Origin of the sequence: Kitasatospora sp. NBC_01287 (genome assembly GCF_026340565.1) — a bacterium.
Lineage (GTDB): Bacteria > Actinomycetota > Actinomycetes > Streptomycetales > Streptomycetaceae > Kitasatospora.
The window spans coordinates 7,956,732-7,975,519 of record NZ_JAPEPB010000001.1 but is presented as its reverse complement, the minus strand read 5'-3'; the positions used below and the strand labels follow the sequence as shown (position 1 = coordinate 7,975,519).

The following is an 18,788-nucleotide window of genomic DNA, read 5'->3' as shown; positions in this document are numbered from 1 at the left end:
ACGGACATCGGGAAACGGACAGCTGGAATGGGGTCACCAATGGCGGGCGAGGACAGGCTTCGCGAGTATCTCCAGCGGGCGACGGTCGAACTGGCGGGCGCGCGCCGCCGGCTCGCCGAGGCGGACGCCCGGGACCACGAGCCGATCGCCGTCATCGGCATGGCCTGCCGGTTCCCCGGCGCGGAGGGCGTGGACGCGTACTGGGACCTGCTGCGCGAGGGGCGCGCCGCCCCGGTCGGGGACGTGCCGCCCGGTCGGTTCGACCCCGACCCCCGGCGGTCCGAGGACGCGGCGGGCGCCGGCGCCGGGAGCACCGCCACCGGGGGCGCCGGCGCCGGGAGCACCACGCTCTTCACCCCGCGCCAGGGCGCCTTCCTGCCCGAGGTCGCGGGCTGGGACGCCGAGTTCTTCGGCTTCCCCGCGCGTGAGGCGCTGCGGATGGACCCGCAGCAGCGGCTGCTGATGGAGCTGGCCTGGGAGGCCATGGAGGACGCCGGGACCCCGCCGCCGAGCCTGGCCGGCAGCCGGACCGGCGTGCTGCTCGGCTTCTCCGACGCCTTCCAGTACGGGCAGGTGGCGGCGGAGCAGTACGGCACGGACGTCTACGCCGACCCGCTCATGGGCCAGGGCACCCTGGCCAGCGTCGTCGCGGGCCGCCTCGCCTACCACTTCGACCTGCGGGGTCCGACGCTGTCGCTGGACACCGCCTGCTCCTCCTCGCTGGTCGCCACGCACCTGGCCGTGCGGGCGCTGCGCGGCGGCGAGTGCGACTACGCGCTGGCCGGCGGCGGCTACCTGGCCCTGCACCGGTTCCTCTACGTCTACAGCTGCGCGACCTCGCTGCTCTCCCCCACCAACCGCTGCCACACCTTCGACCGCGGTGCCGACGGCTACCTGATGGGCGAGGGCGGCGGCCTGGTGATGCTGGCCCGGCTCTCCGACGCGCTGCGGGACGGGCACCGGGTGCGCGCCGTGATCCGCGGCTCCGCGGTCAACCAGGACGGCCGCAGCAACGGCCTGACCGCACCCAACCGCGACGCCCAGGCGCGGGTCATCCGGCAGGCGCTGGCGGCCGCCAGGACCTCGCCCGACGAGGTGTCCTTCCTGGAGGCGCACGGCTCGGGCACCCCGCTCGGTGACGAGATCGAACTGGGCGCCCTGGGCGACGTGTTCGGCCACCGCTCGGCCGAACAGCCGCTGCACGTCGGCGCGGTGAAGACCAACATCGGCCACACCCACACGGCGGCGGGCATCGCGGGGCTGATCAAGACCGTGCTGGTGCTGGAGCGCGGCGCGGTCCCGCCCAACCTGCACATGGACGACCCCGCCGAGGCGGTGGTGGCCGGCGGCGCCGTCCGTCCCGCGACCGCGCTCACGCCGCTGGCGGCAGGCGGCCGGCCCCCGATCGCCGGGGTGAGCTCGTTCGGCTGGTCGGGGACGAACGCGCACCTGGTGCTGCAGGCGGCACCGCCCGCCGCGCCGCGCGAGACTCCTGAGACGACGGGGGCGGGGGGCGTGACCGTGCCCGAGCTGCTGCCGGTCTCCGCCGCCGGCCCCGCCGCGCTGGGCGCCCAACTCTCCCGGCTGGCCGCGGCGATCGGGCCGGCGGACCTCGCGGACGTGGCCCACACCCTGCGGACCGGGCGCGCGGAGCACGCCTGGCGCCGCGCGGTGGTCGCCACCGACACCGCCGACGCGGTGGCCAGGCTCACCGCGGCCGGGGCTGCCCTCGACGCGGCGGGCGTCGGGGCGAGCGGCGCGGCCGGTGGCCGGCGGCTGCCGGAACGGCCCCGGGTGGCCTTCCTGCTGCCCGGTGTCGGCGACCAGTACCGGGGCCTGGGCCGCGCGCTGTACCGCGCGGAGCCGGTATTCGCGGCGGCGGTGGACGAGTGCGTGGCGCTGGCGGCCGAGCGCTGCGGCGTCGACCTGCGCCCGGCGCTCTTCGCCGACCCGCCCACGGCCCAGGGCGCCGCGCCGGGCTTCTTCGGCCGCGCCGACGGCTCCCCCGCGCCGGGCGACGACCCGCTGGAGCACGCCGAGACCGCCCACCCGTTCCTCTTCACCGTCCAGTACGCGCTGGCCGGGCTGCTCGCCCACCGCGGCATCACCCCGGACCTGCTGGTCGGCTACAGCCTGGGCGAGTACGTCGCGGCCTGCCTGGCCGGCGTCTTCACCCTGCCGGACGCGCTCGGGCTGGTGATCGGGCGGGCCCGGCTGATCGAGGCCGCGCCGGCCGGCCGGATGCTCGCCGTCGCCGCCGGCGAGGAGCGGCTGCGGGCCGCGCTGGCCGGCTGCCCCGCCCAGGTGGACGTGGCGGCCCTCAACGGCCCGGGGATGACGGTGCTCAGCGGTGCTCCGGCGGAGATCTCGGCGGTGGCGGCGCGGTTGGCCGCCGCCGGCCTCGCCGCCCGTGAACTGCGCTCGGCGCACCCCTTCCACTCGACGCTGCTGCGGCCCGCGCGCGACGAGCTCGCCGCGCTGGTCGCCGCGGTACCCCGGCAGGCGCCCCGGACCGGCATCGTCTCGAACGCCACCGGCACCCTGCTGACGGACGAGCAGGCCACCGACCCGCGCTACTGGGCCGAGCACCTGTGCCTGCCGGTGCGCTTCGCGCAGAGCGTGCGCCACTGCCAGGCGGACGGCATCGACGCCTACCTCGAACTGGGGCCGGGCCAGGTGCTCGGCGGGCTGGTGCGGCAGAACACCACCGGCGACGCGCGGCCGGCCGTGCTCGGCACGCTGCCCGCGCCGTGGCCCGCGCAGGACCGGCCCGAGGAGAACACCGCCCTGCTGGAGAGCTGCGGCCGGCTGTGGGAGCTCGGCGTCGCCCTCGACTGGTCCGCGCTGCGCCGCGCCGACGCCCGGCTGACCCAGCTGCCGGCCTACCCGTTCCAGCGGACCCGGTTCTGGCCGCAGCGCGAGCCCCGGCAGCAGCGGCAGCAGCAGCGCCGCGAGGCAGCCCGCAGCGGCAGCGGGAGCGGCAGCGGGGCCGCGCAGGTGCCCGCCGAGGGCCTCGGCTACGCACCCGCCTGGCGGCACGACCTCACCCGGCTGCCGGCCGACGCCCCCGGGCTCACCGGCACGCTGGTGGTGCTCGGCGGCGACGAGGGGGCCGGCAGCCGCCTGGCCGACCTCGCGCGGGCGGCGGGCGCGCGGGTGCTTGAGGTGCTCGCGGGCGACGGGCCGCGCCGCGAGGGCGATCGGTTCGTGATCGACCCGGCCTTGCCCGAGCACTACCGCGAGGTCTTCGCCGCCCTCGGCGGGGCGCCCGCGGGCCCCGTGCAGGTGGTGCACCTGTGGAGCCTGGGGCGGGCGAGCCGCCGGGCGCCGTTCGCCACCGACGCGGAGCTGCGGGCCGCCGTGCGGCTGGGCTTCGACACGCTGCTGCTGACCGTCCAGGCGCTCGGCGCGGTGGCCGCCGAGCACGGGGTGCGGCTGCTCACCGTCACCGCCGGTGCGGCCGAGGTGCTCGGCGGCGACGCGACGGCGCCCGAGAGCGCGCTGGTGCACGGCCTGGCACTCGGAGTGCGCGCCGAGCACCCCGGGCTGCGCTGGCGCGGCGTCGACCTGCACCCGGGGGCCGGGGCGCGGGAGTGGGCCGACACGCTGGCCGCCGAGCTACGGCGCGGCCCCTGGAGCTACGACGATCCGGCGGCCGAACCCGCGCTGATCGCCTGGCGGGGCGGGCGCCGCCTGCTGAAGGGCTGGGCGGAACTCGCCCCCGCGCCCGCCTCTGCGCCCGGCGGCGGAAACGACGGCGGGAACGACGGCGGGAGCGGCACGACCGCCTGGAACCCCGACGGCGCCTACCTGATCACCGGCGGCACCCGCGGCCTGGGCATGGCGCTGGCCGAGCACCTGGTGCGCCGCGGCGTGCGCCGCCTGGCCCTGGTCGGCCGCACCGACCTGAGCGCCGCGCGGGACGGGCGCCCGGCGGACGGGGGCCCGCCGGACGGGCGCACGGCGGCCGACGAGCGCGCCGCGCGCAGCCTGCGCGACGTGGCGCGGCTGGAGGCCGCCGGGGCGACGGTGCTGCTGCTCACCGCGGACGCCGGAGTGCCGGACGAGCTGCGCGCCGCCCTGCACCAGGCGCGGCGCCACTTCGGCGCGCTGCACGGGGTGGTGCACTGCGCCGGCGTGGCGGGCGGCGGCCTCGCGGGGCGGCAGACGGCCGCCGGGGCGGCCCGGGTGCTCGCGCCGAAGGTGCTGGCGATGGGGCCGCTGGCCGAACTGGTCGGCCCGGACACGCCGGCCGAACTGCGGCCGAAGCTGCTGGTGCTCTACTCCTCCATCGCCACCGTCCTGGGCGGGATCGGCGAGGGTGACTACTGCGCGGCCAACAGCGTGCTCGACGCCTACGGCACGGCGCTGGCCGCCGCCGCCCCCGACACCCAGGTGATCAGCGTCGCCTGGGGCCAGTGGCAGCACGACGACTGGCAGACCGAGCTGACCGGCACCGTCTTCGCCGAGCAGCTCGACTACCGCAAGCGGTACGGCTTCACCGACGAGGACGGCTGCGCGCTGCTGGAGCGGCTCGTCGGCGGCACGGCGGGCGGCGGCGGTGGGGTGAGCGGCAGCGTGGTGGCGCCGCGCCAGCCGCTGCCGCAGGCCGTGCGCGAGTGGAGCGGGATCACCGACCTGGAGGAGCTGGTCGACGCGGCCGCCGGTGCGAGCGGCTCGACCCGCTTCCCCCGGCCGCCGCTGCGCACCGACTACGCGGCGCCGCGCTCCTCGCTGGAGACCACCGTCGCCGAGGTCTGGGGCGACTTCCTGGGCATCGACCGGGTGGGCGTGCACGACCCGTTCTTCGACCTCGGCGGCACCTCCCTGGTCGGTATGGCCATGGTGACCGCCATCGAGCGCCTGCTCGACCAGCGGATCGCCCCCGCGGTGCTCTTCGCCCACCCCACCGTCGCGGCCTTCAGCGCGGCGCTCGCGGAGCCCGACGGGGCGCGCCCGCAGGACGCGACCGTGCTGGCCGCCGGCGCCACCCGGGGCGAACGGCGCCGCCGGGCGGGCGGCACCCGGACGTCCGCCTCCCCGGCCGCCGGCACCCAGACCTCCGGAACCCAGAAGCGAGGACACCGTGACTGAGCACGCCACCGGGCCCATCACCGGGCCCATCGTCGACGAGGTCTCCGGCACGGACATCGCTGACACGGACATCGCACTGGTCGGGATGGCGGGCCGGTTCCCGGGGGCCGGGGACGTGGCCGAGCTGTGGGCCACCATCAGGGCCGGCCGCTCGGGCATCACCCGGTTCACCGACGAGGAGCTGCTCGCGGCCGGTGTGCCGCGCCGGACCCTGGCGGACCCGGACTACGTCAAGGCCGGCGCGGTCATCGACGGCGTCGACCGGTTCGACGCGGGATTCTTCGGGGTCAACCCCAAGGAGGCCCAGATCCTCGATCCGCAGCACCGGCTCTTCCTGGAGCACAGCTGGCACGCGCTGGAGGACGCGGGCTGCGACCCGGCCCGCTTCGACGGAGCCGTCGGCGTCTTCGGCGGCTGCGCCTGGAGCACCTACCTCACCAACAACCTCGACCCGGCCGGCGCCGCGCGCGAGGTGGGCCCGATGGCCCTCGCCCTGGCCAACGAGAAGGACACCCTGGCCACGCGGGTGGCGCACCTGCTCGGTCTGTCCGGCCCGGCGTTCACCGTGCAGAGCGCCTGCTCGACCTCGCTGGTGGCGGTCTGCGTGGCCGCGAGCAGCCTGGCGAACCTGGAGTGCGACCTGGCGCTGGCCGGCGGTGTCTCGATCGCCGTGCCGCAGCGGGTCGGCTACCTCTACCAGCGGGGCGGCATCGCCCCGCCGGACGGCGAGTGCCGGGCGTTCGACGCCTCGGGGCTGGGCGCCCCGCTGGGCAGCGGCGTCGGTGTGGTGGCCCTGCGCCGCCTGCGGGACGCGCTCGCCGACGGCGACCGCGTCTACGCCGTGCTCCGGGGCTGGGCGATCAACAACGACGCGGGCCGGAAGGTCGGCTTCACCGCGCCGGGCGTCGAGGGGCAGGCCGCGGTCATCGCGGAGGCACTGGCCGCCGCCGGGCTGGCCCCGGCCGACATCGACTACGTCGAGGCGCACGGCACCGGCACCGCGCTGGGCGACGCGGCCGAACTGGCCGCGCTGCAAAGGGTCTTCCGGGGCGAGGCGCTGCGGATCGGCTCGATCAAGACCAACATCGGCCACCTGGACCGCGCCGCCGGGGTGACCGGTCTGATCAAGGCGGCACTCGCGCTGCACCACGGCGAGCTGCCGCCGACCCGCAACCTCACCGAACCGAATCCGCAACTCGCCGCCGGTGACGCCGGATTGACCGTGGTCACCGAGCCGACGCCGTGGCAGCGGGGTGCGCGGCCACGGCGCGCGGGCGTCAGCGCGTTCGGCATCGGGGGCACCAACGCGCACGTGGTGATCGAGGAGGCGCCGCCGCGCGTGCGGCCCGCCGCCACCACGCACCGACCCGAACTGCTGCTCTGGTCGGCCCGCTCGTCCGCGGCCGCGGACGGGGCCACCGCCGCGCTGGCCGGGCACCTGGAGCGCTCCGGGGACGAACTGGCCGATGTGGCCCACACCTTGCGGACCGGCCGGGCGGCCTTCCGGCACCGCCGGATGCTGGTCGCCGACTCCCCGGCGGCCGCGGTGGTCCTGCTGCGCGAGGGCGCCGCCTGTGCCCGGGTGGCGCCCGGCACCGACCGCCCGGTCGCCTTCCTGCTCGCGGGCAGCGGCGCGCTCCACCCCGCGGCGGCGGCCGAACTGGCCGCGAGCGAGCCGGTCTTCCGCGCCGGGCTCGACGGGTGCCGCACCCTGCAGCACGGGCTCCCGGGCGCCGACCCGCTGCGCCCGAGCACCGGCGGGGACGCGGCTGACGGCCTGCCGGACCACGAGGCGTCAGCAGACCTCGCCGCCTTCGCCGTCGACTACGCGCTGGCCCAGCTGGTGCGCTCCTGGGGCATCGAGCCCTCGGCGCTGATCGGCCACGGCGTGGGCGAGTACGTCGCGGCCTGCCTGTCCGGCGTGCTCCCGCTGAAGGACGCGCTCGCCCTGCTCGCCCACCGCGCCCACCTCGCCCGGCAGACCGACCCCACGCCGCGCGCGGAGCTGACCGCCTGGGTGGCGGCCAACACCACGCCGCGGGCACCCGGCATCCCCTGCCTCTCCGGCGCGACCGGGCAGCCGATCACCGGCGCGCAGGCGACGGATCCCGGCTACTGGGCCGAGCGCCTGTGCGCGCCGGCGCCCGCCGGGACCACGCGGGCGCCCGTCGACGACGAGGCCGTCCTGCTGGTGATCGGTCCCGCCGACTCCCCCCGGACGCCCGACCACGCGGCACCCGACCACACGGCACCCGACCACGCGTCCGAGGTCGTGGCGCTGCTGCCGGGCGCCGACGACCCGAGGCCGGCCGGCGTGGCGGCGGCCGAGGCGGCGGGGCGGCTCTGGCTGGCCGGGGCGGGCCTCGACCTGGCGGGCTACCAGCCCGGCCGGCAGGCCGACCGACCGCTGCACCGGGTCGGCCTGCCCGGGTACCCGTTCCAGCGGGAGCGGTACTGGATCGACCCGCCGAGCGCGGCCGACCCCGAGCCCGTCGAGGCCGTCGAGACCGTCGAGGCCGTCGAGGCCGTCGAGCCCGCGGCGTGCCCGGTGGCCGGCGCCGGGCACGTGGCCCTGCTGGCCCAGACCTGGCACGCGGCCGAGGACACCGGCCCTGACGCGCCGCCCGCCACCCGGTACGTGATCGTCCCCGACGCGGGCGGTGTCGGGCAGGCGCTGGCCGACCTGCTGCGCCGGACCGGCGGTGCCGAGGTCACCGTGGCACCCGGCGGCGAGGGCCTGACGGAGCTGGCCCGTACGGGCGGGGCCACCGTGGTCCACCTGGCGGCGCTGGACAGCTCGGGCGCCGAGGACGACGGGGCGCCGGCGGTGGCCGCCGTCTCGCGCGCCCTGGCCGCCGCCGCGGGCGACGGGACGGGTGCCGTCCGGGTCCTGGTGGTGACCCGCGGCGGACAGGCCACCGCCGGCTCCGAGCGGGTCCGCGCCGCCCAGGCGGCCGTCGCGGCGCTGCCCGTGGTGGCCGATCAGGAGTACCTGAACCTTCGGAGCCGGGGCGTCGACCTCGACCCCGGGTACGGCGTGCTCGACTCGGCCCAGGCACTGGCGGCCGAGCTGGACCGCACGGACGGCGCGGTGCTGGTCGCCCACCGGGCGGGCCGGCGGCTGCTGCCCGGCTACGAACCGGTCCCGGCCCCGGTGGCGCCGGTCGCCGCCGTCCGCACCGGCGGCAGCTACCTGATCACCGGTGGCCTCGGCGGCGGCGGCCTGCTGGTGGCGGAGCACCTGGCCCGGCGCGGGGCGGCGCGGCTCGTGCTGACCGGCCGCGGCGCGCTGCCCGAGGACCCGGCGCACCCGCGCCACGCCGCCCTCGCCCGGCTGCGCGCGGCGGGCGCCGAGGTGCTGACCCCGCGCGTCGACGTGACCGACCCGGTCGCCATGCGCGAGCTCTTCACCGGCGAGCGGATCGACGGCGTGGTGCACGCCGCCGCGGACTCGGGACCGGACACCTTCGCGCCGCTCTCCGCCACGGACGAGGCCGCCGCCGCCCGCCACTTCGGGGCCAAGGTCGGCGGCGCCCGGGTGCTCGCCTCGGTGCTGGACGCGCTGCCCGCGGGGCGGGCGCCGCACTGGTGCGTGCTGTTCTCCTCGACCTCGGCGCTGCTCGGCGGCGTGACCTTCGGCGGCTACGCGGCGGCCAACGCGGCGCTGACCGCCCTGGCGCGGGGTCGGGACCCGCTCGGCACCCGGTGGCTGGCCGCCGCCTGGGACACCTGGCCGGGCACGCTTGAGCGGTTGGGGGGCCGGATCGGCGCCTCGATGGCCGCGCACGCCATGAGCGAGGAGCAGGCACTGGCCGCCTTCGACCAGGTGCTCGCCGCCGGCCTGCCCGCGGTCGTGGTCGCGGCGGGCGGGCTGGCCGACCGGCTGCCCGCCCCGCGCGGCGCGGCCGGCCCGGCGACGGCCGCCGGCGCCGCGCGGCGCTTCCCCAGGCCCGACCTGCCGCAGCCCTACGCTCCCCCGCTGACCGCCACCGAGCGCGGGCTGGCCGAGGTGTGGTCCTCGGTGCTCGGCGTCGAACCGGTCGGCACCCGGGACAACTTCTTCGACCTGAGCGGCAATTCGCTGCTCGCGCTGCAGATGCTCGCGCTGGTCAAGGAGCGGTTCGGGGTGGCGATCCCGACAGTGTCGCTGTTCGAGATGCCCACCGTGCACGCCCTGGCCGCCCGCCTGGACCGCCCGGGCGCCGCGGCGGCTCCCGCGCCCGTGCCCACACCCGTGCCCACACCCGTGCCCACACCCGTGCCCACACCCGTGCTCGCGCCCGTGCTCACGGCACCCCCCATGCGGCTGCCCGCGCCGACGCCCGCCGCCCCGGTCGCGGTGGCCGACGCGGACCTCGACCGGCACATCGCGGTCGTCGGCATGGCGGGCCGGTTCCCCGGCGCGGGCGACGTGGGCCGGTTCTGGCGCAACCTGTGCGACGGGGTGGAGTCGATCAGCTTCTTCTCCCCCGAGGAGCTGATCGCGGCCGGCGTCGACCCGCTGACCGTGCACGACCCCTCGTACGTCCCCGCCCGTCCGGTGCTGGACGAGATCGCCGGCTTCGACGCCGCGTTCTTCGGGCTCAGCCCCCGGATGGCCGCGCTGACCGACCCCCAGCAGCGGCTCTTCCTGGAGGTCTGCTGGGAGGCGCTGGAGCAGTCCGGCTATGCCCGGCCCGAACACCGCGGCCGGGTCGGGGTGTTCGGCGGCTCCAACCTCAGCACCTACCTGCTCGGCATGATGGACCGGTTCGCCGGCGACCAGGACGTCAGCATGTACGAGCTGGTGATGGGCAACGACAAGGACGCGCTCACCACCACCGTCTCCTACCTCTTCGACCTGCGCGGCCCGAGCGTGGCGGTGCAGACGTTCTGCTCCACCTCGCTGGTCGCCGTGCACACCGCCGTGCGCTCCCTGCGCGCGGGCGACTGCGAGATGGCGCTCGCCGGGGGCGTCTCGGTCCGGGTGCCGGACCGGATCGGGCACCTGCACACCCCCGGCGGCATGGAGTCGCCCGACGGGCACGTGCGCGCCTTCGACGCCGGGGCGCGCGGCAGCATGTTCGGCGACGGCGCCACCGTGGTCGTGCTCAAGCGGCTGGGCGACGCGCTGCGGGACGGCGACCACATCTGGTCGGTGATCCGCGGCTCGGCGCTGAACAACGACGGCGCGCTCAAGGTCGGCTACACCGCGCCGAGCGTGGTGGGCCAGGCCGCCGTGATCGCCGACGCGATGGCCGACGCCCGGGTCGCCGCCACCGACATCGGCTACGTCGAGGCACACGGGACCGGCACCGAGCTGGGCGACCCGATCGAGGTGGCCGCGCTGACCCGCGCCTTCGGCCCGACCGGGCGGGACCAGTACTGCCCGATCGGCTCGGTGAAGACCAACGTGGGCCACCTGGACCGGGCGGCCGGCACGGCGGGCCTGATCAAGACCTCGCTGGTGCTGCGGGAGGGGCTGATCCCGCCGACGCTGCACTTCACCAGCCCCAACCCGCAGATCGACTTCGCGCACAGCCCCTTCTACGTCAATGCCGAGCTCACCCCCTGGCCCGCCTCGCCGCGGCGGCCGCGGATCGCCGGCCTCAACTCGCTGGGCATGGGCGGCACCAACGTGCACGTGGTCGTCCAGGAGCCGCCGCGGCGCCCCGAGCCGCCGGCCGGCGACGCGCGGACCGCGCGCAGGTACCAGCTGCTGCCGGTCTCGGCACGCGGCGCGCAGGCCCTGGAGGAGGCCGTCCGGCAGCTCGGCGAGCACCTGCGGGAGCGGCCGGGCACCCGGCTCGCCGACGCCGCGTACACGCTCCAGGTGGGACGCAGGACCTTCGAGCACCGCAGTGTCACCGTGGCCGCCGACCTCGCGGGCGCGGTCGCGACGCTGACCGGCGCGGTGGGCGCGGCGCCGCCGGCCGGGCGCGTCGAGGCCGTCCAGGGCAGGCCGGTGGCCTTCCTGTTCACCGGGGTCGGCGAGCAGTACCCCGGGATGGTCGGCGAACTCCACCGGCGCGAGCCGGTGTTCCGGGCCGAGCTGGACGCGTGCCTGGCCAAGCTGGCCGAGCTGACCGCCGACCTGGACGGCCTGGACGGCCTGGACGGCCTGGACGGCGCCGACAACATGGCCGGCCCGGCCGGGCTGCGCGACCTGCTCACCGGCGAGCGCGGCGGCGGCCCCGACCTGGCGGCGCTGCTGGGCCGGGCCACGGCGGCGGACGGCGGTGCCGGCAGCGGTGCGGACGGCCGCGCGGACGCGCTGCAGCGCACCGAGATCGTCCAGCCACTGCTCTTCGCGGTCGACTACGCGCTGGCCGCCACCCTGCTGAGGTGGGGCGTCCGCCCCTCGATGATGCTGGGCTACAGCCTCGGCGAGTACGTGGCGGCCTGCCTGTCCGGTGTGCTCTCGCTGGACGACGCGCTCGCCCTGGTCGTGCACCGCGCCCGGCTGATCGCCACCGCCGAGCCGGGCGCGATGGCCGCCGTCCAGCTCCCGGCGGCGCGGCTGAGCGAGCGCTTCGGCCTCGAAGCGCGCGGCCTGGACATCGCGGCGGTCAACGGTCCGGAGACGGTCGTGGTCGCGGGCCCCGGGGCGGCGCTCGACGCCCTGGCCGCCGAGCTGCGCGCGGCGGGCATCGCCTGTCGGCCGCTGCGGACCAGCCACGCGTTCCATTCCCGGATGCTGGCGCCGCTGGCCGGTGAACTCACCGACTGGATCAGCCGCAACATCCGCCTCGGCGCGCCGACGCTGCCCTACCTCTCCAACGTCACCGGAGCCCCGGTGGACGCCGAGCTGGTGCGCGACCCGGCCTACTGGGCCCAGCACATGTGCAGCCCCGTGCAGTTCGAGCGGGCCGCGGCGGCGCTGCTGGCCGACGAGCAGCTCGCCGTGGTGGAGATCGGCCCTGGCCAGTCGCTCGGCGCGCTGCTGCGCGGCGCCGGCTGCCCGCCGCGGCGCTGGCCGATGATCACCGCGACGCTGCCCGGCGCGGGCGACCCGCGGCCCGACGACGCGGTGCTCACCGAGTGCCTCGCCCGGCTCTGGCTGCTCGGCGTCGACGTCGACTGGACCGCCCACCACGGCCGGGACCAGCACGCCGCTGTCCAGCCCGCCGCTGTCGAGCCCGACCAGCGCCGCGACGGCGTCGTGCTGGACACCGGCGCCGCGCCGGGCCGCATACCGCTGCCCACCTATCCGTTCCAGCGCCAGCGGTACTGGATCGAGCGCACCGAGCGCACCGCCGCCGGAGCACCGGGCGCGAGCACCGGCGCGGGCGCGGCGGAGCTGCCCGCCGGACCGGGTGGCGCGCTGGAGCAGTTCGACCGGATCCCGCTGCTGCCGGAGGAGCGGTGGATCCACCTGCCGGCCTGGCGCCAGGCCGCCGCCGGTCCGGCCGAGGAGCGGACGCCGTCCTCCTGGCTGGTGTTCGCCGCCGACGGCGCGGCCGACCGGGTGCTGGCGGCGCTGCGCGAGGCGATCGCGCCGAGCGGTGTGCCGCTGACCGTGGTCCGGCCGGGCGAGGGCTACCGGCGCACCGAGGACGGCTGCACGATCCGCCCCGGGAACCCGCAGGACGCCGCGGCGCTGCTGCGCGTGCTGCGCGCGGAGGGCCTGCGCCTGGACCGGGTGGTCCACCTGTGGACCCTGGGCGAGGAGCCGGGCAGCACCGCGACAACCCTGGCGCTGGGCCTGCACACGCTGACCGCGCTGGCCCGGGCCGCCGGCGAACTGGGCCTGGAGGACTGGTCGCTGGACATCGTGACCACCGGCGCGCAGCGGGTGCTGCACGACGGCGAGGCCCGGCCGGACGCCGCGACGCTGATCGGCCCCGCGCTGGTCGTCCCGATGGAGTACGCCTCGGTCGGCGCGCGGTTGATCGACGTCGACCCCGACCCGGTGGCCGCCGAGGTGGCCGCCGAGCTGCTGCGCCCGGCGAGCGAGCGGAAGGTCGCGCTGCGCGCCGGCCGGCGCTGGGTGTGCGGCTACGACGTGGTGCCGCCGGCCGCGCCGGAGCGGACCGCCGCGGTGCTGCGCGAGGGCGGCGTCTACCTGATCACCGGCGGGCTGGGGGGCCTGGGGCTGGCGATGGCCGAGCGCCTGGCCCGCGACTGCGGCGCCCGCCTGGTGCTCTTCGGCCGCCAGGGGCTGCCGCCGCGGGAGCGGTGGGCGGCGATCGCGGCGGGCACCGAGCGGGCCGAGGAGCGGATCCGCGCCCGGGTCACCCGGGTGCTGGAGATCGTCGAGGCGGGCGGGCAGGTCGAGATCGTGGTCGGCGACGTCGCCGACGCGGGCGACCTGCGGCGCGCGGTGGAGCTGGCGCTGGAGCGCTTCGGCGCGCTGCACGGGGTGCTGCACACCGCGGGCGTGCCGGGCACCGGGCTGATGCAGTTCAAGCAGCCGGGTGACGCCGACCTGGTGCTCGCGCCGAAGATCGCCGGCACCCTGGCGATCGCCGAGGCGCTGCGCACCGGCGAGGCGGACGAGATCGCGCCGGACTTCCTGGTGCTCTTCTCCTCCATCACCTCGGTCACCGGCGGCGGCCCCGGCCAGGTCGACTACTGCGCGGGCAACGCCTACCTCGACGCCTATGCCGCCCGGCACAGCGCGCCGGGCCGCCGGGTGCTGTCGGTGGCCTGGGGCGAGTGGACCTGGAACGCCTGGGACGAGGGCCTGGCCGGGTACGAGGAGAGCATCCGGTCCTTCTTCCGCGAGCACCGGGCGCGGTTCGGCATCGGCTTCGAGCCGGGCTGGCGCACGCTGCTGCGGGCCATCGCCTCGGGCGAGTCCCATGTGGTCGTCTCCACCCAGGACCTGCCGGCCGTGGTGGAGATCGCCGGCCGCTTCACCGTCGACGCGGTGACCTCGGCGGCCAACCCCTCGGCGGGCGCCGGGGCCGGCGCCGACCGGCACCCGCGCCCCGAGCTGCTCACCCCGTACCAGGAGCCGAGCGGGAGCACCCAGGAGGCGATCGCCGAGGCGTGGTGCGCCTCGCTGCGCCTGGAGCGGGTCGGCGTCGTCGACAACTTCTTCGAACTGGGCGGCACTTCGCTGCTCAGCATCAACCTGCTGGCCGCACTGCGCCGCGCCTTCCCGGACGCGCAGCTGCCGCCGCACATCATCCACGAGGCCCCGACCGTGGCGGCGCTCGCCAAGATCGTCGACGAGGCCGGCCCGCGGGAGGAGCAGGACACCGGGGCGCGGGGCGAGTTGCGCCGCTCCGGAGTGCGGGCGGCGGCGGCCCGCCGCCGCAGGCCGTGAGCGACCCGGCAGCCGCATCGGCGGAGACAACGACGGACAGACCCAACGGACGGAACGGAGAAGTCATGGCCCTGATCGGCGTGGTGGGTGCGGGGGTGATGGGCGTCGGAGTCGCCCAGAACCTCGCCCAGGTCGGGCACGAGGTCATCCTCGTCGACCGGAACGAGGAGATCCTGAGCGGTGCGCGGGCCGCGATCACCCGGAACTGCCGGATGAGCCGCATGATGGGCGGCCCCGCGCTGGACGCGGACACCGTGCTGGCGCGGATCGGCACGGCCGTGGGCACCGCTGCCCTGGCCAAGGCGGAGATCGTGATCGAGAACGTCACGGAGAACTGGGAGGTCAAGAAGGCGGTGCACACCGAGCTGGACGAGGTGTGCCCGCCCGACACCGTCCTGATCGCGAACACCTCCGCGATCCCGATCACCAGGATCGGCTCGATCGGGCGCCACCCGGAGCGCGTGGTCGGCGTGCACTTCATGAACCCGGTGCCCGCCAAGCCGGTGGTGGAGCTGATCCCCGGCTACCACACCTCGCCGCAGACCGTGCGGCGCACCCGGGAGCTGCTGGAGAGCATGGGCAAGCGGGCGGTGGACGTCAAGGACGCCTCCGGCTTCATCTCCAACCGGGTGCTGATGCTGACGGTCAACGAGGCGGCCTACCTGGTCCACGAGGGGGTCGCGACCGCCGAGTCGGTCGACGAGGTCTTCCGCGGCTGCTTCGGCCACCCGATGGGGCCGCTGGAGACCGCCGACCTCATCGGCGTCGACACGATCCTCTACAGCGTCGAGGTGCTCCACGAGCACTACGCCGACAGCAAGTACCGGCCGTGCCCGCTGCTCAAGCAGATGACCGACGCCGGACTGCACGGCCGCAAGACCGGCCGCGGCTTCTACACCTACCAGGGCTGAACCCACCAGGGCTGAGGAGAACACCATGTCGGAGACGATCAGCGACCGGATCCTCGACTTCATCACCAACCGGTTCCCGCAGGCGGACATCACCGAGGCCGAGGACATCTTCTCGCTCGGCTACATCAACTCGCTCTTCGCGATGGAGTTGGTGATGTTCGTCGAGAAGGAGTTCGCCGTCACCATTCCCAACGCCGAGCTACAGATCGACAACTTCCGCACCGCCAAGTCGATGACCGAGCTGGTGGAGCGGCTGCGCTCCACCGGCGCGGCGGCCTGAGGGGCGGCCATGACGGACCAGTTGACCAGGCCGCCGGCCGCCCGCGCACCGCGGCGGGCGCCGGACCGCGCCTCGGTGCGGGCCTTCGTGGACGAGCACGTCGCCCCGGACGCCGATGCCCACGACCGCGCCGGCGCGATCCCGGAGGAGTTGCTCACCCGGATCGGCGAGGCCGGCCTGTGGGCGCCGTTCCTGCCGCCCGGGCTCGGCGGCTCCGGCACCGACATGGTGACCTTCGGCGAGCTCCACGAGGAGGTGGGCCGCGGCTGCTCCTCGGTGCGCAGCCTGCTCACCGTGCACGGGATGCTCTGCTGGGCGCTGCAACGCTGGGGCAGCACAGCGCAGTTGGAGCGCTGGGCGCCGGACCTCGCCGCCGGCCGGGTGCTCGGCGCGTTCTGCCTCTCCGAGCCGCAGGCCGGCAGCGACACCGCCGCGATCAGCACCGAGGCCGTGCCGCGCGGCGGCGGCTGGGTGCTCAACGGCACCAAGAAATGGATCACCGGCGGGCAGCGGGCCGATCTGTTCCTGGTCTTCGCCAAGGGCCCGGCGAGCACCGTGGCCCTGCTGGTGCCCCGCGACACCCCGGGCGTGGGCGTGCGCCCGATCGACGACATGCTGGGCACCCGGGCCTCGATGCTGGCCGAAGTGACCTTCTCCGACGTGCCGCTGGGTCCGGACGCGCTGCTCGGCCCGTCCGGCTTCGCGGCCGGCATGGTGCTCACCGGCACGCTGGACATCGGCCGCTACAGCGTGGCGGCCGGGTCGGTCGGCATCCTGCTGGCCTGCCTGGAGGCGAGCGCCGGGTACACCGCGCGGCGCCGGGTCGGCGGCTCGCCGCTGCGGGAGCTGCCGCTGATCCAGGCCAAGCTCTCCGAGATGGTCACCGACCTGCGGGCGGCGCGGCTGCTGGTCGCGGAGGCCGGCCGGCTCAAGGACGCCGGGGACTCGGCCACCATCATGTCGACCTGGGTGGCGAAGTACTTCGCCTCCACCGCGGCGGCCCGGCACGCGGCCGAGGCCGTGCAGATCCACGGCGCCAACGGGTGCAGTCCCGACTACCCGGTGGCGCGCTACTACCGGGACGCGAAGGTCATGGAAATCATCGAGGGCAGCAACGAGGTCCAGCGGACCACCATCGCCGCCGAGGCATACCGGAAGTGGGCACCGTGATCGTGAGCAGCGTGACCGCGAGCAGCGTGACGTCGACCGGCATGACCTCGACCGGCATGACCTCGACCGGCGTGACCGCGACCGGCGAGCAGGCGGGCGGCGAGCAGGCGGCCGCCCCCGAGGAGCCCGGACAGGGCAGCATCAAGTGCGTGGTGTGGGACCTGGACAACACCCTGTGGGACGGCGTGCTGCTGGAGGACGCCGAGGTGGTGCCGCGGCCCTCCGTGGTGGCGCACCTGCGCCGGCTGGACGCGATGGGCATGCTGAACTCCATCGCCAGCAAGAACGACCACGCGGCGGCGATGGCCGAGTTGCGCTCGCTCGGGCTGGCGGAGCTGTTCCTCTGCCCGCAGATCTCCTGGAACCCCAAGTCCGCCTCGATCCAGCGGATCGCGACCCGGCTCAACCTGGGCCTGGACGCCTTCGCCTTCGTCGACGACCAGGCCTTCGAGCTGGCCGAGGTCGCCTTCGCGCTGCCCCAGGTGACCCGGGTGGACGCGGCGGACCTCGACGAGGTGCTGGCCGGGCCGCGGTTCCGACCGCGCTTCGTCACCGACGAGTCGGCGCGACGGCGCGGCATGTACCGCAGCCAGCTGGAGCGGGAGGACCTGGAGGCCGGCTTCACCGGCACCAGCGAGGAGTTCCTCGCGAGCCTGGACATGACCTTCACCATCGCGCCCGCCCGGCGCGAGGACCTGCAGCGGGCCGAGGAGCTGACGGTCCGCACCAACCAGCTCAACTCCACCGGCCGCACCTACTCCTACGACGAGTTGGACGCGCTGCGCGAATCGCCGGACCACCTGCTGCTGGTGGCCTCGCTGACCGACCGCTTCGGCTCCTACGGCAAGATCGGCCTGGCCCTGCTGGAGACGTCCGGGCCCCACTGGCGGCTGAACATGATGCTGATGTCCTGCCGGGTGATGTCGCGCGGGGTCGGCTCGGTACTGCTCGGCCACATCATGGGGCTCGCCCGCGGCGCGGGGGCCGGCCTGCGCGCCGACCTGGTCGAGACCGGCCGCAACCGGATGATGCAGATCACCTACGCGTTCAGCGGCTTCCGCGAGGTGTCGCGGGACGGCGCGCACGTGGTGCTCGCCGCCGACCTGGATGCCGTCCAACCGCCGCCGGGCTACGTGCGGTTGGAGATCGAGCCGTGACCGCCGCGATCGAGCGCACCCGGACCGGCCCGTGGCTGCCGTTCACCGACCCGGCGGGCGGGGTGCGGCTCTACTGCCTGCCGCACGCCGGCGGTGCGGCCTCGGCGTTCCGCCCCTGGCTCGGCCGGCTGGACGGCGTGTCGGTCCGCCCGCTCCAGCCGCCCGGCCGCGAGAGCCGGGCGCGCGAGACCCCGCACGTCCGGATGGGCCCGCTGGTCGCCGAGTTGGCCGAGGTGGTGCTCGGCGACGCGCGCGACGCCCCGTACGCGGTGTACGGGCACAGCCTGGGCGCGCTGGTCGGCTTCGAGCTGATCCACGAGATCCGCCGGCTCGGCGGCCCGCCGCCGGTGCGGTTCCTGGTCTCCGGCTGCTCCGCGCCCCAGTGGCCGGACGAGCCCGGCGACCCGTTCACCACCACCGACCCCGAGATCGATATGACGGACAATCAGATCGTGGCGCTGCTGCGCCTGCTGGGCGGCACTCCGGAGCAGTTCCTGTCCAACCCGATGGTGCTGCGCATGATCCTCCCGGCGATCCGGGCCGACCTGGCGGTCAAGTGCGCCTACCGCTACGAGCCGCGGCCGCCGCTGGAGGTGCCCATCACCACGATCGCCGGCCGCACCGACCCGCGGGCCGGCGTGGCGTCGATCGCCGCCTGGCGCGAGCAGACCGTGCGGCGCTTCCAGGCCCACGTCCTGCACGGCGGTCACTTCGCCGCGCTCGAACAGCTGGACGCGACCCTGGGCCACATCGGCCGGGCGCTGGCCGGGGCGCGGGACCCGCACCCGGGACCCCAGCGGCAGCGGCAGCGGTAGCGGCAGCGGTAGCGGCAGCGGTAGCGGCAGCGGTAGCGGCAGCGGTAGCGGCAGCGGTAGCGGCAGCGGTAGCGGCAGCGGTAGCGGCAGCGGTAGCGGCAGGCAGCG

The 18,788-nt window shown here is 76.3% G+C and carries 7 protein-coding genes; all 7 read left to right on the top strand.

Annotation, left to right across the window (positions count from 1 at the left end; genetic code table 11):
• Positions 1 to 39 precede the first annotated feature (39 nt).
• The 7 genes from OG455_RS34070 to OG455_RS34040 all read left to right on the top strand — a co-directional run bounded on the left by OG455_RS34070 (position 40) and on the right by OG455_RS34040 (position 18,680).
• Positions 40 to 5,094 (top strand): type I polyketide synthase, encoded by a 5,055-nt coding sequence (locus tag OG455_RS34070; RefSeq protein WP_266300147.1) that lies wholly within the window; start codon positions 40 to 42, stop codon positions 5,092 to 5,094.
• A complete protein-coding gene (locus OG455_RS34065; RefSeq protein WP_266300146.1) occupies positions 5,087 to 14,347 on the top strand; it encodes a type I polyketide synthase in 9,261 nt (3,086 codons plus the stop codon). Before OG455_RS34070 ends, OG455_RS34065 begins: the two co-directional genes overlap by 8 nt.
• Before the next feature lie 65 nt (positions 14,348 to 14,412).
• Positions 14,413 to 15,258, top strand: a complete 846-nt coding sequence (locus OG455_RS34060) for a 3-hydroxyacyl-CoA dehydrogenase family protein (RefSeq protein ID WP_266300145.1) — start codon at positions 14,413 to 14,415, stop codon at positions 15,256 to 15,258.
• A 25-nt stretch (positions 15,259 to 15,283) separates the two neighbouring features.
• Positions 15,284 to 15,538: an acyl carrier protein gene (locus tag OG455_RS34055; protein WP_266300144.1), complete on the top strand. Its 255-nt coding sequence runs from the start codon at positions 15,284 to 15,286 to the stop codon at positions 15,536 to 15,538.
• 9 nt (positions 15,539 to 15,547) lie between these two features.
• Positions 15,548 to 16,708, top strand: coding sequence for an acyl-CoA dehydrogenase family protein (locus OG455_RS34050; RefSeq protein WP_266300143.1), 1,161 nt, complete (start codon positions 15,548 to 15,550; stop codon positions 16,706 to 16,708).
• Positions 16,709 to 16,719: 11 nt separating this feature from the next.
• The gene (locus tag OG455_RS34045; RefSeq protein WP_266300142.1) at positions 16,720 to 17,865 is read left to right on the top strand and encodes an HAD family hydrolase; all 1,146 of its coding nucleotides are present in this window, start codon (positions 16,720 to 16,722) and stop codon (positions 17,863 to 17,865) included.
• Complete coding sequence (locus OG455_RS34040) at positions 17,862 to 18,680, top strand: thioesterase II family protein (protein ID WP_266300141.1); 819 nt, start codon at positions 17,862 to 17,864, stop codon at positions 18,678 to 18,680. The genes OG455_RS34045 and OG455_RS34040 overlap by 4 nt, the downstream gene beginning before the upstream one ends.
• Positions 18,681 to 18,788 lie beyond the last annotated feature (108 nt).

Excerpts from the sequence above, each read along its gene's own strand:
- OG455_RS34060 (WP_266300145.1), top strand. The coding sequence starts at position 14,413 with ATGGCCCTGATCGGCGTGGTGGGTGCGGGGGTGATGGGCGTCGGAGTC.
- OG455_RS34070 (WP_266300147.1), top strand. The coding sequence starts at position 40 with ATGGCGGGCGAGGACAGGCTTCGCGAGTATCTCCAGCGGGCGACGGTC.
- OG455_RS34055 (WP_266300144.1), top strand. The coding sequence starts at position 15,284 with ATGTCGGAGACGATCAGCGACCGGATCCTCGACTTCATCACCAACCGG.
- OG455_RS34050 (WP_266300143.1), top strand. The coding sequence starts at position 15,548 with ATGACGGACCAGTTGACCAGGCCGCCGGCCGCCCGCGCACCGCGGCGG.